The sequence below is a fragment of the Mycobacterium talmoniae genome, assembly GCF_001854525.1.
Lineage (GTDB): Bacteria > Actinomycetota > Actinomycetes > Mycobacteriales > Mycobacteriaceae > Mycobacterium > Mycobacterium talmoniae.
The window spans coordinates 1-25,543 of sequence record NZ_MLQM01000062.1; the positions used below are offsets into that span (position 1 = coordinate 1).

A 25,543-nucleotide genomic window follows, 5' to 3' on the forward strand; every position below is an offset into this window, starting at 1 on the left:
GGCTGGCCGGTCTTCCCGTACGACGCCATCGTGCGGCTCAGCCTGTGGGTGAGCGTGTCGCTGATTGTGGTGCTGTTCGGCTGGGGCGCCTGGCAGCGGCGCTGGATCTCCGACGACGGGCTGATCGTGCTGCGCACGGTCCGCAATCTGTTGGCCGGCAACGGCCCGGTGTTCAACAAGGGGGAGCGGGTCGAGGCGAACACCTCGACGGTGTGGACCTACCTGGTGTACGCGGGCAGCTGGCTGGCCGGCCCGATGCGCCTGGAGTACGTGGTGTTGGCGTTCGCGCTGGTGCTGTCGCTGGCCGGGGTGGCGCTGCTCATGCTGGGCACCGCCCGGCTGTACGCGCCGAGCCTGCAGGGCCGTCGCGCCGTGCTGCTGCCCGCCGGGGCGCTGGTCTACATTGCGATCCCCCCCGCGCGCGACTTCGCCACCTCCGGCCTGGAAAGCGGGCTGGTGCTGGCCTGGTTCGGGCTGCTGTGGTGGATGCTGGTGTGCTGGTCGCAGGCATTGCGCGCCCGACCCGGTGGTAGAGCCTTCACCGCGGCGCTGGCGTTCGTGGCGGGGCTGAGCGTGCTGGTGCGTCCCGAGCTGGCGCTGATCGGCGGCGGGGTGCTGATCATGATGCTGATCGCGGCCCGCGGCTGGCGGCGCCGGGCGCTGATCGTGGTGGCCGGCGGGCTGCTGCCGGTGGCCTACCAGATCTTCCGGATGGGCTACTACGGGCTGCTGGTGCCCGGAACCGCCGTGGCCAAGGACGCGGCCGGCGACAAATGGGCCCAGGGCGTGACCTACCTGGTGAACTTCAACCGGCCCTATGCGCTGTGGGCGCCGGCGATATTGCTCGTCGTGCTGGGCTTGTCGTTGGCGGCCACCCGCAGCCGGCCGTGGTGGATTCGCCGGCGGGTGTCGCCCAGTTACGGCCTGGTGGCCCGCATCATTCAGAGCCCACCCGCGGTGGTGGCGTTCATCGTGGTCAGCGGGCTGCTGCAGGCGGCGTACTGGACCCGCCAGGGCGGCGACTTCATGCACGGCCGCGTGCTGCTGTTCCCGGTGCTGTGCCTGCTGGCCCCGGTGGCGGTCATCCCGGTGGTGCTGCCCGACGGGGTGCGCTACTCCCGCCAGCAGGGCTACCTGTTCGCCGGCGCGGTCAGCGTGCTGTGGCTCGGGGTGGCGGGATGGTCGCTGTGGGCGGCGAATTCGTCGGGTTTGGGGGATGACGCCACCCGGGTGACCGATTCCGGGATCGTCGACGAGCGCCGGTTCTACTCGCAGGCCACCGGGCACGCCCACCCGCTGACCGCCGCGGATTACCTGGACTACCCGCGGATGCGGGCGGTGTTGACCACCCTCAACCACACCCCGGCCGGGGCGCTGCTGCTGCCGTCGGGCAACTACGACCAGTGGGATGTGGTGCCGGTCATCCTGCCGGTGCCGTCGGGCACCCTGCCGGTCCCGACTCCGGGGTCCGGCCCGCACACCGTGTTCTTCACCAACCTGGGCATGTTGGGGATGAACGTCGGGCTCGACGTCCGGGTGCTCGACCAGATCGGTCTGGCGAACCCGCTGGCCGCGCATACCGAGCGGCTGCAACACGGCCGGATCGGCCACGACAAGAACCTGTTCCCGGACTGGGTGATCGCCGACGGACCGTGGGTGAAGTGGTATCCGGGCGTTCCCGGCTACCTCGACCAGGCGTGGGTCGCCCAAGCCGAGGCGGCCCTGCAATGCCCGGCCACCGCATCGGTGCTCAACTCGGTGCGCGGGCCGATGGGTGCCCACCGCTTCTTCTCGAACCTGCTGCACGCCTATTCGTTCACCAAGTACCGGATCGACCGGGTGCCGCGTTACGAACTGATCCACTGCGGGCTCGACATCCCGGATGTGCCGGAAAACGGCCGCCCGCCCTACACCGGACTGCCGGCGACGGGCCCCTAACACCGCCGCCCGTGTGACAAACGGGACGGCAGCGTCGCAAGTTAACGGGGTCCGGGCACTGAAACCTATGAATTTCAGAAACCACTAAGAAAATTGTGGAAGCGGTGCGGTCACCGGGTCGGCAGCAACACGATGTCCGACATCTCACCGGCGGGAATGCGCGTGTGGGCATATTTTGACGCCTTGATCGGCCCGGCCACGAAATGACCGCGATCGGGCCCCAAAACGGCGCGCGGCCGGGCGTTATGCACCTCTGGAGGAGAGCGTTTACCCGCAGATGTGGTTGACTACACGGGCACTGCTGCGCCTCGCGCATGCAGCCTGGACCAACAAGATGGGCCTAACAAAGGATGAGGAAAGCAAGGATGAAGCTGGTTGACAGGTTTTCCGCCGCGGCGAAGGGCATGCCGCGCCGGTTGGCAGTCGCCGCCATGGGCGCGGCCCTGCTGTCGGGTGTGATCGGCGTCGTCGGTGGCACCGCGACCGCCGGTGCGTTCTCCCGGCCGGGTCTGCCCGTCGAGTACCTGCAGGTGCCGTCGGCGGGTATGGGCCGCGACATCAAGGTGCAGTTCCAAAGCGGTGGCCCGAACTCCCCGGCGGTCTACATGCTGGACGGTCTGCGCGCCCAGGACGACTTCAACGGCTGGGACATCAACACCCCGGCGTTCGAGTGGTACTACGGCTCGGGCCTGTCGATGGTGATGCCGGTCGGCGGTCAGTCCAGCTTCTACAGCGACTGGTACAAGCCGGCCTGCGGTAAGGCGGGGTGCTCCACCTACAAGTGGGAGACCTTCCTCACCAGCGAGCTGCCGGCCTACCTGCAGGCCAACCAGAACGTGAAGCCCACCGGCAGCGCCGCGGTCGGGCTGTCGATGGCCGGTTCGGCCGCGCTGACGCTGGCGATCTACCACCCCGAGCAGTTCCCGTACGCCAGCTCGATGTCCGGCTTCTTGAACCTGTCCGAGGGCTGGTGGCCGTCGCTGGTCAACATCTCCATGGGTGACGCCGGTGGCTACAAGGCCGCCGACATGTGGGGTCCCAAGGAGGACCCGGCCTGGCAGCGCAACGACCCGATGGTCAACATCAGCAAGCTGGTGGCCAACAACACCCGCATCTGGATCTACTGCGGTAACGGCACCCCGAATGAAATCGGTGGTGGCAACCTGCCGGCCGAGTTCCTGGAGAAGATGACGATCCGCACCAACAAGACCTTCCAGGACAACTACATCGCCGCCGGCGGCACCAACGGGGTGTTCAACTTCCCCGACGCCGGTACCCACGACTGGGGCTACTGGGGCCAGCAGCTGCAGGCCATGAAGCCCGACATGCAGCGGGTGCTGGGTGCCACCCCGGGTGGCGGCGCCGCCGCTACCTCGGAGGCGCAGGGCAACTAACGCCCCCTGCGGCAGTACCACCGTCAACGGCGGCGACCTTCACGGGTCGCCGCCGTTGACCGTTTTCTCCCCTCGGATCCCGCGGCGTGTGGTTCACTACCTTGCGCGGGGGCGGGGGCCGCGGGGGTGCGGCAATCAAGACGAGTGAGGTGGGTATGAGAGGCCAGTCGATCCTGCTACGGGTGCTCGGCGCTGCCGCGCTGACGCTGGGGCTGTGCGCCGTGACCACCGGCACCGCGAAGGCCGCCTACGAGACGCTGATGGTGCCCTCACCGTCGATGGGCCGCGATATCCCGGTGGCCTTCCTGGCCGGCGGACCGCACGCCGTGTACCTGCTGGACCCGTTCAACGCCGGCGCGGACGTCAGCAACTGGGTCACCGTCGGCAACGCGATGAACACCCTGGCCGGCAAGGGGATCTCGGTGGCCGCCCCGGCCGGCGGGGCGTTCAGCATGTACACCAACTGGGAGCAGGACGGCAGCAAGCAGTGGGACACCTTCCTGTCCAGCGAGCTGCCGGACTGGCTGGCCGCCAACAAGGGCCTGGCCCCGGGCGGCCACGCCGCCGTCGGCGCCGCCCAGGGCGGCTACGGCGCCATGGCGCTGGCGGCCTTCCACCCCGACCGGTTCGGCTTCGCCGGATCGTTGTCGGGCTTCCTGGACGTCTCCCGGACCACCACCAACGGCCCGATCCTGGCCGGCATGGAGCAATTCGGCGGGGTGGACGCTAACGGCATGTGGGGTGCACCACAGCTGGGCCGGTGGAAGTGGCACGACCCGTACGAGCACGCGGGCCTGCTGGCGGCGAACAACACCCGGGTGTGGGTGTTCAACGCCACCGGCGGCGCCAGCGACCCGGCGGCCATGATCGGCCAGGAAGCCATCGCGACCGGCAGCGGCCGGTTCTTCTACCAGCAATATCGCAACGTCGGCGGGCACAACGGGCACTTCGAGTTCCCCGGCGGCGACAACGGCTGGGGGTCGTGGAGCTCGCAGCTGGGCGCGATGTCCGGCGACATCGTCGGGGCGATCCGCTAAGGCGCCGCCGGTTCGGCGTTGACTCTGCGCCTACGGCGTAGAAGTGCGAGTACTGCACGCCGTGGACGCAGAGTCAATGCGCCCCAACGTCGGTCGGTACCGTGGAGGGGCTGTCGCGGCGCGGCCGCGCTACCAAGACCCCGGCAGGAGAGCATGGCGAAGAAATCTCGGCGCAAACGGCGCCGCATCCTCGGCTGGGCCGCGGCGATCGCCATGGCCGTCGTGGTGGCGCTGGTCGTGGTGGTGGTGGTGATCATGATCCGGCGCCCCGAACCGCCCGCCGCGGTCCCGCCCAGCATCACCCCGCCGAGCAGCTCGGTACCCCGGCCCAAGAAGCCCCGGCCGGAGTTCCAGGACGCCAGCTGCCCGGATGTGCAGCTGATCTCCATTCCCGGCACCTGGGAGTCGTCGCGCACCAACAACCCGCTGGACCCGGTCGAATTCCCCAACGCGTTGTTGCTCAACGTGACCCGGCCGATCGTCGAGCAGTTCAACCAGAGCCGGCTCGCGACGTACACCGTGCCCTACACCGCGCAGTTCCACAATCCGTTCGCCGCCGACAACCAGATGTCCTACAACGACAGCCGCAAAGAGGGCACCCGGGCGACGATCGACGCGATGACCGCGATGAACGACAAGTGCCCGTTGACCAGCTATGTGCTGATCGGGTTCTCCCAGGGCGCGGTGATCGGCGGTGACATCGCCAGCGACATCGGCAACGGCCGCGGGCCGGTCGACGAGGATCTGGTGCTCGGTGTGACGTTGATCGCCGACGGCCGCCGCCAGGAGGGGGTGGGCCAGGACATCGGCCCCAACCCGCCGGGACAGGGCGCCGAGATCACGCTGCACGACCTGCCGATCCTGTCCAGCCTGGGCCTGGCCATGACCGGGCCGCGGCCGGGCGGGTTCGGCGACCTGAACGACCGCACCAACGAGATCTGCGGTGCCGGGGACCTGATCTGCGCCGCCCCGCCGGAGGCGTTCAGCATCGCCAACCTGCCCAGGACGCTGGACATCCTGGCCGGCGGCGCCGGCCAGCCGGTGCACGCCCTGTATGCCACCACCCAGTTCTGGAGCCTGAACGGGCAACCCGCCACCCAGTGGACCCTGGATTGGGCGCACGGCCTGATCGACAATGCCCCCACTCCCAAGCACGGCTGAGCGTTACCACAACGTCACCAAACAGGCCGTACCTTTTGATTTGGTGCGCGCCGCACCGACCCTTAACATTAAGAGAAATTTAAGAGGACGTGTGGTCGCCCCCGATCGGGTCGATGGCCGTCGACGAGCACGGACACCTCTGTACGATCTGTGAGGTTTAGGGTTCGCGACGAGCGACGCAGGCGGCGTATGACGACCGGCGGCTGACCCGCGACACAAAATTTTTGGTGACAGGAGAGTTGGCATGGCCATGGGGTCCCGATCCGGGTACCACAACCCGTTCATCAAGGACGGCAAGATCAGGTTCCCCGACAACGGCAGCCTGGTGAACACCGTCGAACGGTGGGCGAAGGTGCGCGGCGACAAGCTGGCGTACCGCTTCCTGGATTTCTCCACCGAGCGCGACGGCATCGCCCGCGACATCTCCTGGGCCGAGTTCGGCGCCCGCAACCGAGCCATCGGCGCCCGGCTGCAGCAGGTCACCCAGCCCGGCGACCGGGTCGCCATCCTGTGCGCGCAGAACCTGGACTACCTGGTGTCGTTCTATGGCACCTTGTACGCCGGCCGGATCGCGGTGCCGCTGTTCGACCCGGCCGAGCCCGGCCACGTGGGCCGGCTGCACGCGGTGCTCGATGACTGCGCCCCGTCGGCGATCCTGACCACCAGCGACTCCGCCGAAGGGGTGCGCAAGTTCTTCCGCAGCCGCCCGGCCAAGGATCGGCCCCGCATCATCGCCGTCGACGCGGTGCCCGCCGAGGTCGGCGCCACCTGGGAGCGGGTGCCGGCCGACACCGACACCATCGCCTACCTGCAGTACACCTCCGGCTCGACCCGCACCCCGACCGGTGTGCAGATCACCCATCTGAACCTGCCCACCAACGTGGTGCAGGTCATCCACGCGCTGGAGGGCAAAGAAGGGGACCGCGGCGTCACCTGGCTGCCGTTCTTCCACGACATGGGCCTGATCACCATCGTGCTGTCCTCGGTGATCGGCTACCAGTGCACGTTCATGACGCCGGCGGCGTTCGTGCGCCGGCCCTACCGGTGGATCCGGGAGCTGGCGCGCAAGGAGGGGGAGACCGGCGGCACCATCTCGGCGGCCCCCAACTTCGCGTTCGAACACGCCGCGGCCCGCGGCCTGCCCAAAGACGGCGACCCGCCGCTGGACCTTTCCAACGTGCACGCCATCCTCAACGGCAGCGAACCGGTGTCGGCGGCGTCGCTGCGCAAGTTCAACGAAGCCTTTGCGCCGTACGGCTTCCAGGAGCGGGCGATCAAGCCGTCCTACGGGCTGGCCGAGGCCACCCTGTTCGTCTCGACCACTCCGATGGACGAGAAACCCAAGATCATTCACGTGGACCGGGACGCGTTGAACAACGAGAACCGGTTCGTCGAGGTGGACCCCGAGGCGCCGAACGCCGTCTCGCAGGCGTCGGCCGGCCGGATCGGCGTGGACGAGTGGGCGGTCATCGTGGACGCCGAATCGGCCAGCGAACTGCCCGACGGCCAGGTCGGCGAGATCTGGATCGCCGGCAACAACATGGGCACCGGGTACTGGAACCGGGAACAAGAGACCATCGAGACGTTTAAAAACATCCTCAAGTCGCGGACCAGCCCGTCGCACGCGGAGGGGGCGGCCGACGACGCGCTGTGGGTGCGCACCGGCGACTACGGCACCTTCTACGGCGACGACCTGTACATCACCGGCCGGGTGAAGGATCTGGTCATCGTCGACGGCCGTAACCACTACCCGCAGGACCTGGAGTACTCGGCGCAGGAATCCAGCCGGGCGCTGCGGGTCGGCTATGTCGCCGCGTTCTCGGTGCCGGCCAACCAGCTGCCGGCCGAGGTGTTCGATAACCCGCACTCCGGCCTCAAGTTCGACCCGGAGGACAGCTCCGAGCAGCTGGTGATCGTCGGCGAGCGGGCGCCGGGGGCGCACAAGCTCGACTACCAGCCGATCGCCGACGACATCCGGGCCGCGATCGCAGTCCGGCACGGGGTGACCGTGCGCGACGTGTTGCTGGTGTCGGCCGGCTCGATTCCGCGGACCTCCAGCGGCAAGATCGGGCGTCGCGCCTGCCGCACCGCCTACATCGACGGCAGCCTGCGCGGCGGCACCGCCGCCCCGAACGCCTTCCCCGACCAGGCGGAATAGATCAAAACGCAGCCGGGAGGCTCTCCATGACTGACACGCAACCGGATTCGGCAGCTAGCAGCGAGTCGCAGCGCGCCCGTACCGACATGACGGTCGCCGAGATGCGGGCCTGGCTGCGCAACTGGGTGGCCAACGCCACCGGGCAGTCGCCGGACTCCATCAACGAAACCGCGCCGATGGTGGAGCTGGGCCTGTCGTCGCGCGACGCGGTGGCGATGGCGTCCGACATCGAGGACCTCACCGGGGTGACCCTGTCGGCGACGGTGGCGTTCCAGCATCCGACCATCGAGGCGCTGGCGACGGTGATCGTCGAGGGTGAACCGGTGCTGGCCGAGGACGCCGACGACGAAGACTGGTCGCGGGAGCGCGACGTCGCCGACATCGCGGTGGTGGGGCTGGCCACCCGGTTCCCCGGCGACATGAACACCCCCGAGCAGACCTGGCAGGCGCTGCTGGAGGGCCGCGACGGCATCACCGACCCGCCGGAGGGCCGCTGGTCGGAGTTCCTCGACGACCCGCGGATCGCCGAGCGGGTCGGCAAGGCCCGCACCCGCGGCGGCTACCTGTCCGACATCAAGGGCTTTGACTCCGAGTTCTTCGCGCTGTCGAAGATGGAGGCCGACAATATCGACCCGCAGCAGCGGATGGCCCTCGAGCTGACCTGGGAGGCGCTCGAGCACGCCCGCATCCCGGCGTCGAGCCTGCGCGGCGAATCGGTCGGCGTCTACATCGGCACCTCCCTTGCCGACTACCAGTTCCTGGCGATGTCGGACCCGAGCGTCACGCACCCGTACGCGATCACCGGCAATGCGAGTTCGATTGTGGCCAACCGGGTGTCGTACTTCTACGACTTCCATGGCCCCTCGGTCGCGGTCGACACCGCCTGTTCGAGTTCGATGGTGGCCGTGCACCAGGGGGTGCAGGCGCTGCGCAACGGCGAGGCCGATGTGGTGCTGGCCGGCGGGGTCAACGCCCTGACCACCCCGCTGGTGACGGTCGGCTTCGACGAGGTCGGCGGCGTGCTGGCCGCCGACGGCCGGATCAAATCCTTCTCCTCCGACGCCGACGGCTACGCCCGCTCCGAGGGCGGCGGCATGCTGGTGCTCAAACGGGTCGACGACGCCCGCCGCGACGGCGACCAAATCCTGGCCGTGATCGCCGGCAGCGCGGTCAACCACGACGGCCGCTCCAACGGGCTGTTGGCCCCCAACCCCGACGCGCAGGCCGACGTACTGCGCAAGGCCTACAAGAACGCCGGGATCGACCCGCGCACCGTGGACTACATCGAGGCGCACGGCACCGGCACCATCCTGGGTGACCCGATCGAGGCCGAGGGGCTGGGCAAGGTGGTTGGCCGGGGTCGGCCCGCCGACAAGCCGGCGCTGCTGGGCGCGGTGAAATCCAATGTCGGGCACCTGGAGTCGGCGGCCGGCGCGGCCAGCCTGGCCAAGATCGTGCTGGCGTTGCAGCACAACAAGATCCCGCCGTCGATCAACTACGCCGGCCCCAACCCGTACATCGACTTCGAGGGCCAGCACCTGAAGGTGGCCGACACCGTCACCGACTGGCCGCGCTACAGCGGGTACGCGATCGCCGGGGTGTCCGGGTTCGGTTTCGGCGGCGCCAACGCGCACCTGGTGCTGCGGGAGGTCTTGCCCCGCGACGTGATCGAGAAGGAACCCGAGCCGGCACCCGTTGCGGAGAAGCCCGCCACCGAGGCCGCCCCGGCCGAACTCGTGGGCGGGGTGCGGTTCGACGAGTACGGCGAGTTCATCGACGCCGAGGATGCCGTGCCTGCGGCGACTGAAGAGGAGTACGAACTTCCCGGCCTGACCGAGGAGGCGCTGCGGCTCAAAGAAGCTGCGCAGGCCGAACTGGAGGCCGCCGAGGCGCCGGTTCCGTTGATCCCGCTGGCGGTCTCGGCGTTTTTGACCTCCCGCAAGAAGGCCGCTGCCGCCGAGCTGGCCGACTGGATCGACAGCCCCGAGGGCCGCGCGTCGTCGCTGGAGTCGATCGGGCGGGCGCTGTCTAGGCGCAACCACGGCCGCTCCCGCGCGGTGGTGCTGGCCCGCGACCACGACGAAGCCATCAAGGGGCTGCGCGCGATCGCCGAGGGCAAGCAGCGGCCCAACGTGTTCGCCGCCGACGGCCCGGTCACCAACGGTCCGGTGTGGGTGCTGGCCGGCTTCGGTGCCCAGCACCGCAAGATGGGCAAGAGCCTCTACCTGCGCGACCCGATCTTCGCCGAGTGGATCGACAAGATCGACGCGCTGATCCAAGACGAGCGCGGGATCTCGATCCTGGAGATGATCCTGGACGACGCGGTGGACTACACCGCCGACACCGTCGAATACCCCATCGAAGCCGTCCAATTGGTGATCTTCGCCGTCCAGATCGCGCTCGGCGAGCTGCTCAAAGCGCACGGCGCCAAGCCGGCCGCGGTGATCGGCCAGTCGCTGGGTGAGCCGGGTGCCGCCTACTTCGCCGGCGGGCTGTCGCTGCGCGACACCGTGCGGATCATCGTCCCGCGCGCCCGGCTGATGGGCGAGGGCGAGGCGATGCTGTTCGGCGAGTACATCCGGCTGATGGCGCTGGTGGAGTACTCCGCCGACGAGATCAAGACCGTCTTCGCCGACTTCCCCGACCTGGAGGTCTGCGTCTACGCCGCGCCGAACCAGACCGTGATCGGCGGGCCGCCCGAGCAGGTCGACGCGATCATCGCCCGCGCTGAGGCCGAGGGCCGGTTCGCCCGCAAGTTCCAGACCAAGGGCGCCAGCCACACCGCGCAGATGGACCCGCTGCTCGGCGAGTTCACCGCCGACCTGCAGGGCATCCACCCGATGCCGCTGAACTGCGGCTACTTCTCCACCGTGCACGAGGGCAGCTACATCCGCCCGGGCGGTGAGCCGATCCACGACGTCGACTACTGGAAGAAGGGGCTGCGGCACTCGGTCTACTTCACCCACGGCGTGCGCAACGCCGTCGACAACGGGCACACCACGTTTTTGGAGTTGGCGCCCAACCCGGTGGCCCTCATGCAGGTCGGGCTGACCACCGCGGCCGCCGGGCTGCACGACGCGCAGCTCATCGCGACGCTGGCCCGTAAACAAGACGAAGTCGACTCGATGATCACGGCGATGGCCCAGCTGTTCGTGCACGGCCACGACCTGGACATCCGGACCCTGTTCAGCCGGGCGCAGGGGCCGTCGGATTACGCGGACATCCCGCCGACCCGGTTCAAGCGCAAAGAGCATTGGCTGGACGCGCGGTTCACCGGCGACGCGTCGGGCGTGCTCCCGGGCTCGCATGTGGCGCTGCCCGACGGCCGGCACGTCTGGGAGTTCGCGCCGCGCGGCGACACCGACCTGGCCGCGTTGGTGAAAGCCGCGGCCGCCCAGGTGCTTCCGGATGCCACGCTGACGGCGTCCGAGCAGCGGGCGGTGCCCGGCGAAGGTGCCCGGCTGGTGACCACACTGACCCGGCACCCCGGCGGTGCGGCGGTGCAGGTGCACGCCCGCATCGACGAGTCGTTCACCCTGGTCTACGACGCGCTGGTGAGCCGGGGCGGGGCCGCGGCGGTGCTGCCCGCCGCGGTCGGCGCCGGGACCGCCGTTGCGGCGCCGGTGCAGGCCGCCGCCGCGCCGACACCCGTGGAGGACGCACCGGACGCGGAGATCCTGCACGACAACCTGACTCAGGGTGTGGCGATGGGGGCCAGCTTCGCCAAGTGGTCGCCGGACTCCGGGGAGACCGTCGCGCAGCGGCTGGGCACCATCGTCGGCGCGGCGATGGGGTACGAGCCCGAGGACCTGCCGTGGGAGGTCCCGCTGATCGAGCTCGGCCTGGACTCGCTGATGGCGGTGCGCATCAAAAACCGCGTCGAGTATGACTTCGACCTGCCGCCGATCCAGCTGACCGCGGTGCGCGACGCGAACCTGTACAACGTGGAGGAGCTGATCAAGTACGCGGTCGAGCACCGCGACGAGGTCGAGGCGATGCACGAGCACCAAAAGACGCAGACCGCGGAGGAGATCGCGGCCGAGCAGGCGGCGATGCTCTCGGGGGCCACGCCGAACACGGTGCTGACCGCGCCGGCGCCGGACCCGCAGGCCGAGCCGCAGTCCTCGGCGCCGGAGGTGCCTGCGCCGCCGACGGATCCGTCGGGCCCGGGTGTCCCGGCGCCGCCCACCAACCCGGCGGGACCGGCGGCCACCCAGACCGGCGTGAGCAAGGCGACGGCGGCCGCGGCCGCCGCCAAGGTGCTCACCCAGGAGGCGGTGACCGAGGCGCTGGGTGCCGACGTGCCGCCACGCGACGCCGCCGAACGGGTCACGTTCGCGACGTGGGCGATCGTCACCGGCAAATCGCCGGGCGGCATCTTCAACGAACTGCCCGCGCTGGACGAGGCAGCGGCCGAGAAGATGGCGGCGCGGCTGTCCGAACGGGCCGAGGGCACCATCACCGTCGACGACGTGAAGTCGGCCACCACCATCGAGGGCCTGGCGTCCATCGTGCGCGAACAGCTCGAGGAAGGGGTGGTGGACGGTTTCGTCCGCACTCTACGAGCGCCCCAGGAAGGCTCCAGCGGGCTCCCGCTGTTCGTGTTCCACCCGGCGGGCGGGTCGACGGTGGTCTACGAACCGCTGATGAAGCGGCTGCCCGCGGACACCCCGGTGTACGGCATCGAGCGGGTGGAGGGCTCCATCGAGGAGCGCGCGGCCGAGTACGTGCCCAAACTGCTGGAGCTGCACTCCGGTCCGTTCATGCTGGCCGGCTGGTCGCTGGGCGGCGCGCTGGCCTACGCGTGCGCGATCGGGCTCAAGCGGGCCGGCGCCGATGTCCGCTACGTCGGGCTGATCGACGCGGTGATGCCCGGCGAGCCGATCGACCAGAGCAAGGCGGGGATGCGCGCCCGCTGGGACCGCTACGCCCGGTTCGCCGAGCGCACCTTCAACGTCGAGGTCCCGGAGATCCCGTACGAGGAGCTGGAAAAGCTCGACGACGAGGGCCAAGTCAAGTTCGTCCTGGACGTCGTCGCGCAAAGCGGTGTCCAGATCCCGGGCGGGATCATCGAGCACCAGCGCACGTCGTACCTGGACAACCGGGCGCTGGACACCGCCGAATACCAGCCCTACGACGGCCCCGTGACGCTGTATATGGCCGACCGCTACCACGATGACGCCATCGTGTTCGAGCCCGCGTACGCCACCCGCAAGCCCGACGGCGGCTGGGGCGAGTACGTGGCCGACCTGGAGGTGGTGCCGGTCGGCGGTGAACACATACAGGTGATCGACGAGCCGATCGTCGCCAAGATCGGGGCGCACATGAGCCAGGCGATCACCCGCATCCAAGCCGAAAGCGAGGGCAAGTGACCACCAAGACCACCGCCGAACTGCTGACCGACCTGCGCGAGAAACTGGAGCTCGCCAAGGAGCCTGGCGGTGAGAAGGCCGTCGCCAAGCGGGCGAAGAAGGGGATTCCCAGCGCCCGCGCCCGGATCCACGCGTTGCTGGACCCGGGCACCTTCCTGGAGATCGGTGCCCTGTGCAAGACGCCGGGTGACCCGAACGCGCTCTACGGCGACGGGGTGGTGACCGGGCACGGGCTGATCAACGGCCGCCCGGTGGCGGTGTTCTCCCACGACCAGACCGTGTTTCAGGGCTCGGTGGGGGAGATGTTTGGCCGCAAGGTGGCCAAGCTGATGGAGTGGTGCGCGATGGTCGGCTGCCCGATCGTCGGCATCAACGACTCCGCCGGCGCCCGTATCCAGGACGCGGTGACGTCGCTGGCCTGGTACGCCGAGCTGGCCCGCCGCCACGAAATGCTGCGCGGCCTGGTCCCGGAGATCTCCATCATCCTGGGCAAATGCGCTGGGGGAGCGGTGTACTCACCGATCCAGACCGACCTGGTGGTGGCGGTGCGCGACCAGGGCTACATGTTCATCACCGGCCCCGACGTGATCAAGGACGTCACCGGCGAGGACGTCAGCCTCGACGAGCTCGGCGGTGCGGACAACCAGGCGCGCTACGGCAACATCCACCAGGTCGTCGAAGATGAGGCCGCGGCGTTCCAGTACGTCCGCGACTACCTCTCCTTCTTGCCCGCCAACACGTTTGACGACCCGCCGATCATCAACCCCGGGCTGGAGCCGGAGATCACCCCGCACGATCTGGAGCTGGACTCGATCGTGCCGGACGCCGACAACACCGCCTACGACATGCACGAGATCCTGCTGCGGATTTTCGACGACGGCGATATCTTCGACGTCGCCGCGCAGCGTGGCCTGGCGATGATCACCGCATTCGCCCGGGTCGACGGCCGGCCGGTCGGGGTGATCGCCAACCAGCCGATGCACATGTCCGGTGCGGTCGATACCGAGGCCTCGGACAAGGCGGCCGGCTTCATCCGGTTCTGCGACTCCTACAACCTGCCGCTGGTGTTCGTCGTCGACACCCCCGGCGCCATGCCCGGGGTCGCGGAGGAGAAGAACGGCATCATCAAACGCGGCGGCCGGTTCTTCAACGCCCTAGTGGAGGCCGACGTCCCGAAGGTGACCATCATCATCCGCAAGGCCTACGGCGGCGGGTACGCGGTGATGGGCTGCAAACAGCTCGCCGCCGATCTCAACTTCGCCTGGCCGACCGCGCGGATCGCGGTGATCGGCGCCGACGGCGCGGCGCAGTTGCTGATGAAGCGTTTCCCCGACCCAAGCGCGCCCGAGGCGCAAGAAGTCAAGCGGCAGTTCATCGCGGGCTACAACGAGAACATGGCGATCCCGTGGACCGCGGCCGAACGCGGCTACATCGACGGCGTCATCCAGCCGCACGAAACCCGGTTGCTGCTGCGCAAATCGCTGCGGCTGTTGCGGGACAAGCAGAAATACGGCCGGGTGCAGCGTAAGCACGGTCTGACCCCGATCTAGGGCTTATCCTCTGCGCCCCGCGAGGGTGCGCAAATGTACGCGTTTTCCGGCCCGGGACCGCGCATTTGTGCACGCTCGCGGTCCGGCGATTCGAGACCGAGGTCTCGGGTGCGTAAGTGTTGCATAACGCTTTGATCACTCGCGTAACATCTGTATCAGAAGCGTTATCGTGTCCCTCAGGCGATTTCGTGTAACACCAGCCACCGAGTCTCGAATTGGTCAGGGGCTGATCACAATTCCTGGCCCGATCGCCTGCTGAGGCGCCGGCGGCACCACGAGGGGTTGTAGTGCGTCATCATGCCGAGGCCCGATGAGCCTGCTCCTGCCGCAGGCGCCGCCGTCGCGCCTGCCCGATCCGCAGCCGGATAACGGAAATCGGCTGATCCGCAGGGCGATTGCCGCGTCCGCGATGGGCAATGCCGCCGAGTGGTACGACTACGGGGTCTATGCGGCCGTCGCAACCTATCTCACCGAGGCGTTCTTTCCGGAGCCGTTGGGCAGCATCGGCACCATGCTCGGTTTCGCGGTGTCGTTCGTCCTGCGACCGCTCGGCGGCATGGTCTGGGGTGCGATCGGGGACCGCATCGGCCGAAAGTCGGTGCTAGTCACCACCATCCTGCTCATTGCCAGCGCCACCACGCTGATGGGTGTCCTGCCCACCTATGCGACGGCCGGTGCGTGGGCGCCGTTGTTTCTGATCATTCTTCGAGTGGTACAAGGTTTTTCCGCCGGCGGCGAATACGGCGGAGCGGCCACGTTCATCGCCGAATACGCGCCCGACACCAAGCGCGGGCGGTACGGGTGTTTCCTGGAGTTCGGCACCCTGGGTGGTTTCGTCTTCGGTAACGCGGTCGTGTTGAGCCTGGAGGCAATGCTCAGCCACGAGCAGATGGTGGGGTGGGGCTGGCGCGTCCCATTCTTTGTTGCGCTGCCGTTGGGCCTGATCGGCCTGGTGCTGCGCTCCAGGATCGACGACACTCCGGTGTTCAAAGAGTTTTCGGCGCGGAAGGCAGTCAACGGACGCGCCACGACGGGCTTCGTGGACTTGGTGTCGACCTACGCGCGGCCGGTCATGGTGATGTTCGCGATGGTCGTTGCGCTCAACGTCACCAGCTACACCCTGTTGACCTATCAGCCGACCTATCTGCACGCCACGATCGGGCTGGGGGAACGCAGCCGGACCACGGTGATCTTGGTGGGCGAGCTGGTGATGATGGCCTGCATCCCGTTCGCCGGCGCCCTGTCGGACCGGATCGGCCGCAAACCCATGTGGCGGCGTTCGATGCTCGGGCTGTGTGTGCTGGCGCTGCCGATGTATTGGCTGATGGGGCAGGGTTTCGGTTGGGCGATCATCGGATTCGCGGTGCTGGGGTTGCTGTTCATTCCGCAGTTGGCCACCGTGTCGGCAACCTTCCCGGCCATGTTCCCCACCCAGGTGCGCTACGCCGGCTTCGCGATCTCCTACAACGTGGCGACCACGCTGTTCGGCGGTACCGCGCCGCTGGTCGCCGACACCGTCATCGACAGCACCGGGTGGCGGCTGTTTCCCGCCGTCTACCTGATGCTGGCGTGCGCGATCGGCTTGGCGGCCCTGCCGTATATGCGCGAAACGGCCGGCTGCTCCATTCGTGGCACCGACATCCCCGGTGTCGAACCCGAGCTTGAGCGCGAGCTGGCCCGCATCGCGCCCGCGACCGTGCCGATTCATACGCCAATCCCGGCTTTTCGCGTATAAAACCGCACGCTCGGCGCGGCGGCAGCGTCGGCGGAAGCGGCCTCAGGCCTTGATGCGGATTTCGCCGGGGGACCACCAACCGCTGCGGGTGGCGCTGCCCAACTCGATATCGGCCGGCACCGCATCCACGATCGTGTCGAACTTGCGCAGCGACCCCCAGTCGCGGCCCCAGTCGCGCGACAGATAGGTCGCCATCACGTGCGCGCGCATCAGCAGATCGGTGATGCCCAGCAGCCCGCCGTTGACGCCGTCCTCCCAGGTGTCGGTGTCCTGCTTCTTGGCGGTGTAATCCGGGGTGATCCGGAACTTCGGGATGTCGGTGACCCCGTTCGTGTGCAGCATCGGCTGCTGGCACGGGAACGCCAGCCCGACCGCCCAGTCCATCAGCACCGGCTGCGACGAGCCGATGTACTCCTGCAGCGACCGGAGCTCGGGGACCCGCGGCGGCGTCACCGCGATCCAGTCGCGCGGGGTCAGTGACACATCCTCCGCGATCACCCGCACCACGGTCGCGTCGCCGGGGATCAGCGACCGGTCGAAACGCAGGTTGCGCCAGGCGTCGGGCTGCTCGCCGTACAGATCGAACGGCACCAGCCGGCCGCCGGGCACCACCGCGCCGTCGGGACCGGGTGTGCCGTACTCCAGCACCACGGTCTGGCCCCCGGTGTGCCCGTGCAGCACACTGTTGCCGGCGATGACACCCGCGGCGGTCACCACCACCAGCGGATGCGCGTCATCCTGCCCCGGCAGCCGATACCAGGCCGACGCCAGCTTGCTGACCTGCTGCGGGCCGGTGGCGTAGGTGCCGGCCAACGGAACCCGTTTCGGGTCCAGGCCGTACGGCAGCGGCACGGTGGACCCGTTGATACCCGGGGTCTTCAGGGTGGTCGGCGCATCCCAGTCGTAGTCGGTGCCCGGCTTGGTCATGGTCATCCGAATCGCCTCGGCGACGGTGTGTTCGGGCACCCCGTCGGGGCTGAATCCCACCGCGCCGGTGCCGCCCAACGGCCCGAGCGCCCCGTATTCCCCGGGCAGCGGGGGCATGAAGCCGTCGTTGGCGTCCGGTTCGACCAGCACGTCGTCGGCCAGCCCACAGCCGCCGGCGAAGGCACGCACGTTGGCCCAACCGTTGGAGTAGGTCGGGTATTGGCGCACGATCCCGGCCACCATCGACGCGACGAACACGCACACCATGAAACCGGCCGCCACCGGCACCGGGGCCGCGGTCAACGCCCGCGCCACCCGTCCTTCGCCGCGATCGCGCGGCGCGAAGTGCAACCAGATCGCGTACACCGCGGCGGCCGCGAACAACGCGAAAAACACGGTGCTGACCGTGATTCCACCCAGGCGCGGCATCGAGGAATTGAACGGCACCCCGTAGCTGGACACGTACCACCAGCCGTTGGTGGTGGCGAAACACAACGCCAGCAGGAACAACACCGCGGCCACAAACGCCATCCGGTTGCGCGACCAGCGCAGCACCGCCGGCGACACCAGCACGGTGGTCAGCGCGGCCATCGCCGCGGCCACCGCGGCGAACAGTCCGAAGTGGTGCACCCACTTGGTGGGGGTGAACATCAAGAAGAACATGGTGGCGAAGATGACGCCCATCAGCCGCCACGCCGGGCCGCGGGCCACCCCGGGAACCCGCTTGCGCCGCAACATGATGAACACCGCGGTGAACAGGCACAGCGCCGCGATCAGGAACCCGAACCGGCGCGACAGCGACCCGTCGACGGTGGGCAGGATCAGGTAGTAGTAGCGCAGGTTCTCGGTGTACCAGGCCTGGCTGGGGCCGATCGCGCTGCGCACCCGGGTGGCCTCCAACACCCCGCGCAGCGTCTGGTCGGCGAACACCACGGTCAGCACGACGAATCCGGCCGCCAGCATCGGCGCCACCAGCGGCCAGATGCCGACCTGGTGACGGCGGCGCACCAGAATCCGCAGGATCGGCCGGCCACCGGCCACCAACGCCGCCACCGCGATCAGCCCGGTGGGCTGGATCCCCAGGGTGAAGGCGGCGGTGATGATCGCCAACGCGGCCGGGATCAGCCGGCCGGTGTTCATCGCCCGCTCGATCAGCACGTAGGTGATCAGCGAGCCCACCGCGATGATCGGCTCCGGCCGCAGCCCGTTGTTGAACGGCATCCACGCCGCCAGCAGCACCGTCCCGGCCGCCCACACCGCGGGTTTGCTCCCGGTCACCGCCGGACCCAGCCGGGGCAGCACCTCCCGGGACAGCAGCAGCCAACACACCAGCCCAGCGACCAAGTCGGGCAACCGGATCCAGATGCTCTGGTCGCTGACATGGGTCATCAGCGCCAGCAGGTTGTAGTACCAGCCGAACGGATCCTCCGGGCTGCCAAACCAGCGGAAGTAGTTCGACATGTAGCCGGCGTGCCCGGCCACCCGGGCCATGCCCAGGATGTAGCCGTCGTCGGAGGAGTTGGCGCCGATCACGTACCACAGCAGGAAGCCGAAGATCACCGCGGCATCGGCGAGGGTGAAGAATCGCCAGCGGGCCGGGATGATCCGCTGCATGCGGCGGCCGTCCATCCGGTCCAGCCGCCACAACGCCACCAGCGCGATGACGGTCGCGGCGATCGCCGCGATGATCGCGGCGAGCTTCAACGTCGTTGGCTTGGAGGAGAATCGGGTGTCGATGGTGGCCGAGAACTCCAGCCCCTCCGGCGCCGGCCCGGTCAGGTCGGTGAACACCCCGACGATCTGGGGGCGCAGGTTCGCGTCGTTCCAGCCGCCGTCGCGGCCCTTGAGTCCGACGAACCGGGCGAAGGTGCCGGCGTGTGAGGAGCCGATCTCGATGCGCTGACAGTCGCGGGATTCCACCGCCGCCCGCGGCACGCTGGCCACCACCACGTTGCGGTCGGTGATGTCGACCCGGTCCTTGGTGACGGTGACGAACAAGCCCTGGAGCGCGGCCTCCTTGCCCTTGGCCGGCGCGGTGCCCAGCAGCAACCCGCCGGCCGCCGGCATCGACCGCACCGCCGAACACGGCACCTTGGCGGTCATCTCGATCGGGGTCAGCGCGATCAGCGGCGCGGTCACGTTGTTGACCTGGCCGTGCTGCGGCCAGGTCAGCGTCGCGGTGGTTTGCACCACCGGCAACAGCGGGGTGGCCACCGAGAGCACGAACCCGATCAGCCCGGCGATGATGGCCACCCACCGCGCGATCCGCACGTCGCGGCCGGCGTCGCGGGCCACCTCACGGTTCATCACAACGCTCATGGGCGCCACTCCTCGATGCGGCTCATGGCAGGGCTCGAATCGGTCCGTGTCGGGTCCAGCCCGGCACCGTGATCACGCCCTGCTCGATCACCGCGTCGGGCGACTGCTCGGCGGGGACCAGCCGGTGGTACTGCTCGACCGATCCCCAGTCCCGGTACCAGTCGTCGCGCAGGTAGGTGGGGATGGTGCTGGTGTAGAGCAACTCGACGGTGAACAGGAACGGCCCGCCGTCCTCGGCGGACTGCCAGTTGTTCGACGAACCCGCGGTCTGTTTGCGGTCCGCCAGGATGCGGTAGGCCGGAAGTTCCGCCACGCCAAGGTGTTCGGTGAACGGGCGCTGGCAGGGGAAGTTCGCGGCGGTCGCGATGTCCAGCAGCACCGGGGTCTGCGACCCGATCAGCTGCTGCAGCGTCTGGGTCACCGGAACCCGCGGCGGGGTGAAGGCGAACCACTGATCGGTGGACAGGTTGGGGTCGTCGGCCACGATCCGGACGACGTCGGCCTGCGGCGGCGCCCAGGACAGCGGGAATCGCAGGTTACGCCAGGACCGCTGCGGCCCCAGGTCGATCGGCTCGACCAGCCCCAGCCCCTGGACACTGCCGTCCGGCCGGGCGGCACCCCACTCCAGTTTCAGCGGCTGCCCGTAGCTCAGCGTCCCGTCCTCTTCATGCGACCAGATGGCACCGGCGGCGGCGACGACCACCAGCGGCCGGTCCGGGGTGCGCGGGCCCAGCTGATACCACACCGAGGTGGCGTGCGCGGCGGCCTGATCTTGTTTGTAGCTGCCCAGCACCGGGGTTTTCGCCGGGTCCAGCCCGAACGGCAGCACCACCCGCGATCCGTTGATCCCGGCCGGCGCGTCCGGCGGGATCCGGCCGCCGGCGGTGCCGGCGGCGTCGGTGATGGCGGCGTTGGGTTTGTCGGGGGAGGCGTCGGAGTTGACCAACCCGGGTTTGACGCTCAGCGGGTCCGACTTCAGGTCGTCGGCCACACCGTTGGGGGTGAAGCCGACCGGGTTCAGCCCACCGAGCGGGCCCTCCGGCCCGGACTCTTGGTTCGGCAGCGGCGCCAGCAGGCCGGCGGTGGTATCCGGTTCGGCCAGCACATCGTCGGCCATCGCGCAGCTGGTGGTCGACAAGCCGGATTTCAGCGCGGCCAGGTTGGCGCCGGCGGTGGTGTACGTCGGGTAGCGCCCCACGAAACCCTTGGCCATCGAGCCAACCTCAAGCACCACCATGATGGTGGCCACCACCAGCAGCGGCGTCGACGCCAGCACCCGGTTGCGCCGGGTGTTGGCCACCTCGGTGTGCCCGGCGTAGTCCAACCGGAAGTGCTGCCAGGCGGCCAGCAGCCCGCTGGCGATCGACAGCGCCAAGAACATCGTCGTGACCGGGTGGCTGGCGATGACGGGCTGGATGTCGAACCACGGCACCCCGTAGGCACCGACGTAGAACCAGCTGTTGTAGCCGGAGGTGGCCCAGGCCAGCAGGAACAGCAGGGCGGTGACGTACAGCGACAGGTTGCGGCGGCTATGCAGACCGATGCGGGCGAACGCGAACGCGGTCACCGCGCCCAGCGCGCCGGCCAGCCCGGCGAACGCGCCGAACTGCACCACCCATTTGGTCGGGGTGAACCACAGCAGGAACAGCCCGATGGCCGCGGTGCCGATCAGCCGCCACGCCGGTCCGCTGGCCAGGCCGGCCACCTTGCCGCGGCGCAGCAGCACCACCAACACCCCGAACACCGACAGCAGCAGCACCAGCACCGCGAAGCGCCGCGACATCGACCCGTCGACGGTCTCCAGGGTCAGGAAGTAGTAGCGCAGGAAGTCCTGATACCAGGCGATCGTCGGCCCCACCACGTATTTGATGCGCGCCGACTCGGCCACCGTGGCCAACGTCTGGGACCGAAACACCACCACCAGGATCAGCGTCGCCGCCGATGCCAGGGGGGCGAGCAGGGCCAGGGTGCCGTCGACGCCGCGGCGGCGCGCGATGATCGCCGCGATCGCCCGCGCCCCGGCCAGCAGCGCGGCGATGGCGATCAGTCCCTGCGGGGCCAACGTCGCGCTCAACCCCGCGACCACGATCGCGGCCGCGGCCGGGGTCAGCCGCCGGGTGGCGATCGCGTTTTCCACCAGCAGCCAGGTCAGCAGGGCGCCCAGCGCGATCAGCGGTTCGGGGCGCAGGCCGTTGTTGAACGGCAACCAGGCCGCCACGAACACCGCCGCCGCGGTCCACACCGCGACCCGGTTGCCCGCCAGGCCGCCTTTCGCGGGACCGAGCCGGCGCAGCACGTAGCGGCTGATCACCAGCCAGCACACGATCCCGGCCGCGGTGGCCGGCAGCCGCATCCACACCCCGGCGGTGCTGACCGAGGCCAGCTGCGCCAACACGGCCGGATACCAGTCGAACGGCGCCTCGGTGGTGCCGAAGAACCGGTAGTAGTTGGCCACGTAGCCGGCCTTGCCGGCCACCCGGGCGATGGTCAGGTTGTAGCCGTCGTCCGAGGAGGTGGCGCCGATGATGTGCCAGAGCAGCAGGGTCCCGATGACACCGAGGTCGGCCAGCCAGGTCGCGGCCCCGACCGTCCAGAGCCGACTCCAGTTGCGCGGCACCCGTCGTCCCGACCGGCGGTCCAGCACCGCCAGCGCGCCGATCGCGGCCAGCACGCACAGCACCCCGAGGGCCATCGCGGCCCGCTTGAGCGTGGTGGGTGCGGTGATGAACCGGGTGTCGATGTCGATGCGGGCGCTCAGGCCGGGCTGGGCGCCCACCTTCATCTCGGTGAACACGCCGCCGACCTGGGGTTTCTTCTCCACCGGCAGGGTTCCGGTGGCACCGGGGATGCCGACGAAGTCCGCGCCCACCCCGCCGACGTTGGCCCAGATGTGCAGCACGCTGCAGGCGCTGGCCGCCACCGCTTCGCGCTTCGCCACGGTGGCCACCGAGTCGCGGAACGCGACGACGACGGTGTCCTTATTCGCCCGCACGAACAGCCCGCTCTTGGTGGCGTCCACCCCGCCGAGCGGCACGGTGGAGAACACCAGGCCGCCGTCGGTGGGCAGGGTGGCGATCGCCGAGCAGGGGATGGACACGTCCAGGGCCTGCGGCGCGCCCGCCACCAGCGGGGCGGTGATATCGGTGACGTGGCCGTCGGTGGTGCCTTGCGGCCACAGGATGGTGGCGGTGGTCTGCTTGACCGGCAGCAGCGGGACCACGCCGCACAGCAGCGCACCGGCGATGCCCGCGACGACGGCGATCAGCCGGGCGATCCGGTAGCGGGATCGCTGGTTGTCATCGGTGGGCACGAGGCTCGATGTTATGCGACGGCGTGCGCGGCGATGGGACCCGGCGCTCGGAGGGTTCGCACGAACGTGCGCAGAACCGGTTTTGAACGCGGCGTGTCGACCGGGGACACGCACGGTCGCGCAAAAAAGGCTACGTCTTGCGCATTGGGGCCGGGCTCCACAGCCCGCCGCGGGTCGCCGAGCCCAGATCCAGCCGGGCCGGCACCGCGTCCGGGTAGTAGGGCGTCAACCGCTGCAACGCCCCCCAATCCCGGAACCAGTCGTCCTTGAGATACGTCGGCACGGTACTCGCCTTGACCAGCAGCTCGGTGATGCCCAGCGGGCCCCCGCCGACGTTGTCCATCACCGGGGAGTTGGCTTCGGCGCCGAACCGGTCCGGCAGGATCCGCCACTTCGGCGCCTCGATCACCCCGTTTTGGTGACCGAACGGGCGCTGACAGGGGAAGGCCAACCCGACCAGCCAGTCCAGAAACACCGGGTCCTGGGAGCCGACCACTTCTTGCAGGGTGTGCAGCTTGGGGATCCGCGGCGGGGTGACCGCGATCCAGTGCTGCGGAGCCAGGTCGTCGTCGGTGGCGACCAGCCGGATCTGGGTGGCCTCACGCGGGATCGCCGACAGCGGTGCCCGCAGGTTGCGCCAGGCCGGCGCCGCGCCGACATCACCGAACTGCACCGTGCCGCCCGGTTGATTGTCGTCGCCGGCCCACTGCACGGTGACCTCACCGGTGTCGAACCGGCCCGCGGCGGTCACCACCACCAATGGCCCGGCCTCCTCGCGGGGGGGCAGCCGATACCACGCCGACCGCAGTTCAGCGGGCACCTGCACACCGGAACGCCAGCTGCCCAGCACCGGGGTCCGCGCCGCGTCCAGGTCATAGGGCAGCCGGGCCCGCGAGCCGTTGATGCCCGGCGCGGTGGTACCGCCCTCGGTGCCGGCTTCGCTGCTGGTGACCACGCCGTCGTCGTCGAAACCGCCGCTGGGCGGCGCCATCACCGGATCGGCGGACACGTCGGTGGGGATGCCGTTGGGGGTGAAGCCGTCGCCGCGCACCGCGCCCAGCGCCTGCCCAGCGGGTGCACCCACCGGGGGCAGCATGCCCTCGTTGGGGTGCTGCTCGACCAGCACGTCGGTGGCCAGCCCGCATGCCTTACCGGTCAGGGCTTGCAGGTTGGATCGGCCGACGGACCACGCCGGGTATTGGTCGGTCATCGCCAGGGTCAGCGACAGCACCTCGAAGACGATCAGCAGCCACGCGGCGACCGCCAACGGCGACTGCATAATCCGGGCCAGCCGCGACCGGAGCCGCGAAAACCAGGCGGGGCCGGTGGCGTCGTCGCCGGCGAAATGGAACCACGCCGCGGCCAGCAGCACCACCACCGTCACCGCGATCAGCATGGTGGCGAAGGCGAACCGCCACTCGGGGAACGCATTCGACCACGGCACCCCGAAGTTGGACACGTACCACCAGCCGTTCACGCTGGCGAACGACAGCGCCACGATGAACAACACCAGCGCCGCGAACAGGGTGCGGTTGCGTCGGGACCGCATCGCCGCCGCGCTCACCGCCACCGCGGCCAGCGCCCCCAACGAACCGGCCAGCCCAGCGAACACCCCGAAGTGGTGCGTCCACTTGGTCGGGGTGAACATCATCGCGATGAACGAGATGATGGTGATGCCGATGATTCGGCGGCTGGGCCCGGCGGCGGTCCCCGGGATCCGGCCCTTACGCAACGTCATCGCCACCGACACCGCCAACGCCACGAGCAGCGCCAGCACCCCGAAGCGCCGCGCCACCGACCCGTCGGGGGTGTGCATCAGCAGCCGCTCGTAGCGCATGTACTCGTCGAACCAGGCCAGGCTGGGACCCACCGTGGACTTGAATGCGCTGGCCTGCACCTCCCCGGCCAGGGTCTGGTCCCGGAAGATCAGGATGATGGTGACGGTCACCGCCGCCGCTACCGGGGCGGCCAGTGGCAGCAGGCCAAACCGCTTGGAGCGGCGATGCAAGATGGTGCGCAACGGACCGACCGCCACCATCAACGCGCCGATGGACGCAATCCCGGTCGGCCCGGAAAACAGGGTGAGCGCCCCGATGATGCAGGCGACCGCCACCGGCAGCAGCCGGCTGGTGGCCACCGCCCGCTCCACCGAGCACCAGGTCAGCAGGATGCCCAGCGCGATGATCGGCTCGGGTCGCAGCCCGTTGTTCAGCGGCAGCCAGAACGCCAGGAACATGCCGGCCGCCGTCCACGCCGCGGCCCGGCTGCCCTTGACGGCGTGGCCCAGCCGCGGGATGACTTCCCGGCTGATCACCCACCAACAGGCCAGCGCCATCAGCAGGGTGGGCAGCCGCATCCAGATGCTGGCGGTGGTGACGTGTGCCCACAGCGCCAGCAGGTCGTAGTACCAGCCGAACGGCGCCTCCGGGGTGCCGAACCAGCGGTAGTAATTCGCCATGTAGCCGGCGTGCTCGGACACCCGGGCCATGGTCAGGATGTAGCCGTCGTCGGCGGTGTTGGCCCCGACGAAATGCCACCACACCAGCACCGCGGTGACCAGCGCGTCCAGCGGCGACATCGACCACCAGCGCGACGGCAGGAAGCGGCGATGCCGGGTGCCATCGGCGGTGTCGAGCAGATGC

Annotated in this window: 11 protein-coding genes; 8 read left to right on the forward strand and 3 right to left on the reverse strand. The window is 69.3% G+C overall.

Annotated features, from left to right (window positions below; translation table 11 throughout):
- From aftB to BKN37_RS13195, 8 genes are all read left to right on the forward strand, one after another.
- Nucleotides 1-1,938, forward strand: a 1,938-nt coding sequence (gene aftB / locus BKN37_RS13160; RefSeq protein WP_242657239.1) for a terminal beta-(1->2)-arabinofuranosyltransferase, incomplete at its 5' end; no start/stop codon positions are given.
- A 365-nt stretch (nucleotides 1,939-2,303) separates the two neighbouring features.
- Nucleotides 2,304-3,332 (forward strand): esterase family protein, encoded by a 1,029-nt coding sequence (locus BKN37_RS13165; RefSeq protein WP_071026480.1) that lies wholly within the window; start codon nucleotides 2,304-2,306, stop codon nucleotides 3,330-3,332.
- A gap of 155 nt (nucleotides 3,333-3,487) precedes the next feature.
- Nucleotides 3,488-4,369 (forward strand): alpha/beta hydrolase-fold protein, encoded by an 882-nt coding sequence (locus BKN37_RS13170; protein WP_071026482.1) that lies wholly within the window; start codon nucleotides 3,488-3,490, stop codon nucleotides 4,367-4,369.
- Between the two features lie 153 nt (nucleotides 4,370-4,522).
- Nucleotides 4,523-5,530, forward strand: coding sequence for a carboxylesterase Culp6 (culp6, locus tag BKN37_RS13175; protein WP_071026484.1), 1,008 nt, complete (start codon nucleotides 4,523-4,525; stop codon nucleotides 5,528-5,530).
- A gap of 250 nt (nucleotides 5,531-5,780) precedes the next feature.
- The gene (gene fadD32, locus BKN37_RS13180; RefSeq protein ID WP_207547241.1) at nucleotides 5,781-7,688 is read left to right on the forward strand and encodes a long-chain-fatty-acid--AMP ligase FadD32; all 1,908 of its coding nucleotides are present in this window, start codon (nucleotides 5,781-5,783) and stop codon (nucleotides 7,686-7,688) included.
- 26 nt (nucleotides 7,689-7,714) lie between these two features.
- Entirely contained in the window at nucleotides 7,715-13,060 is a 5,346-nt protein-coding gene (gene pks13, locus BKN37_RS13185) for a polyketide synthase Pks13 (RefSeq protein ID WP_071026487.1), read from the forward strand.
- Nucleotides 13,057-14,610 (forward strand): acyl-CoA carboxylase subunit beta, encoded by a 1,554-nt coding sequence (locus BKN37_RS13190; RefSeq protein ID WP_071026489.1) that lies wholly within the window; start codon nucleotides 13,057-13,059, stop codon nucleotides 14,608-14,610. The genes pks13 and BKN37_RS13190 overlap by 4 nt, the downstream gene beginning before the upstream one ends.
- 310 nt (nucleotides 14,611-14,920) lie before the next feature.
- Nucleotides 14,921-16,345 carry an MFS transporter gene (locus BKN37_RS13195; RefSeq protein WP_071026491.1) on the forward strand — a complete coding sequence of 475 codons (1,425 nt, stop codon included), beginning with the start codon at nucleotides 14,921-14,923 and terminating at the stop codon, nucleotides 16,343-16,345.
- 42 nt (nucleotides 16,346-16,387) lie between these two features.
- Here the strand turns inward: BKN37_RS13195 and BKN37_RS13200 are convergent, their stop codons facing one another.
- The 3 genes from BKN37_RS13200 to BKN37_RS13210 form a co-directional block, all read right to left on the reverse strand.
- Nucleotides 16,388-19,591, reverse strand: a complete 3,204-nt coding sequence (locus BKN37_RS13200; RefSeq protein ID WP_071026500.1) for an arabinosyltransferase domain-containing protein — start codon at nucleotides 19,589-19,591, stop codon at nucleotides 16,388-16,390.
- 22 nt (nucleotides 19,592-19,613) lie between these two features.
- Nucleotides 19,614-22,901, reverse strand: coding sequence for an arabinosyltransferase domain-containing protein (locus BKN37_RS13205; protein WP_071026493.1), 3,288 nt, complete (start codon nucleotides 22,899-22,901; stop codon nucleotides 19,614-19,616).
- 130 nt (nucleotides 22,902-23,031) lie between these two features.
- The coding region (locus BKN37_RS13210) for an arabinosyltransferase (protein ID WP_071026495.1) at nucleotides 23,032-25,543 on the reverse strand (2,512 nt) is incomplete at its 5' end.

Excerpts from the sequence above, each read along its gene's own strand:
- BKN37_RS13200 (WP_071026500.1), bottom strand. The coding sequence starts at position 19,591 with ATGAGCGTTGTGATGAACCGTGAGGTGGCCCGCGACGCCGGCCGCGAC.
- culp6 (WP_071026484.1), top strand. The coding sequence starts at position 4,523 with ATGGCGAAGAAATCTCGGCGCAAACGGCGCCGCATCCTCGGCTGGGCC.
- BKN37_RS13165 (WP_071026480.1), top strand. The coding sequence starts at position 2,304 with ATGAAGCTGGTTGACAGGTTTTCCGCCGCGGCGAAGGGCATGCCGCGC.
- BKN37_RS13170 (WP_071026482.1), top strand. The coding sequence starts at position 3,488 with ATGAGAGGCCAGTCGATCCTGCTACGGGTGCTCGGCGCTGCCGCGCTG.
- pks13 (WP_071026487.1), top strand. The coding sequence starts at position 7,715 with ATGACTGACACGCAACCGGATTCGGCAGCTAGCAGCGAGTCGCAGCGC.
- BKN37_RS13195 (WP_071026491.1), top strand. The coding sequence starts at position 14,921 with ATGAGCCTGCTCCTGCCGCAGGCGCCGCCGTCGCGCCTGCCCGATCCG.
- fadD32 (WP_207547241.1), top strand. The coding sequence starts at position 5,781 with ATGGGGTCCCGATCCGGGTACCACAACCCGTTCATCAAGGACGGCAAG.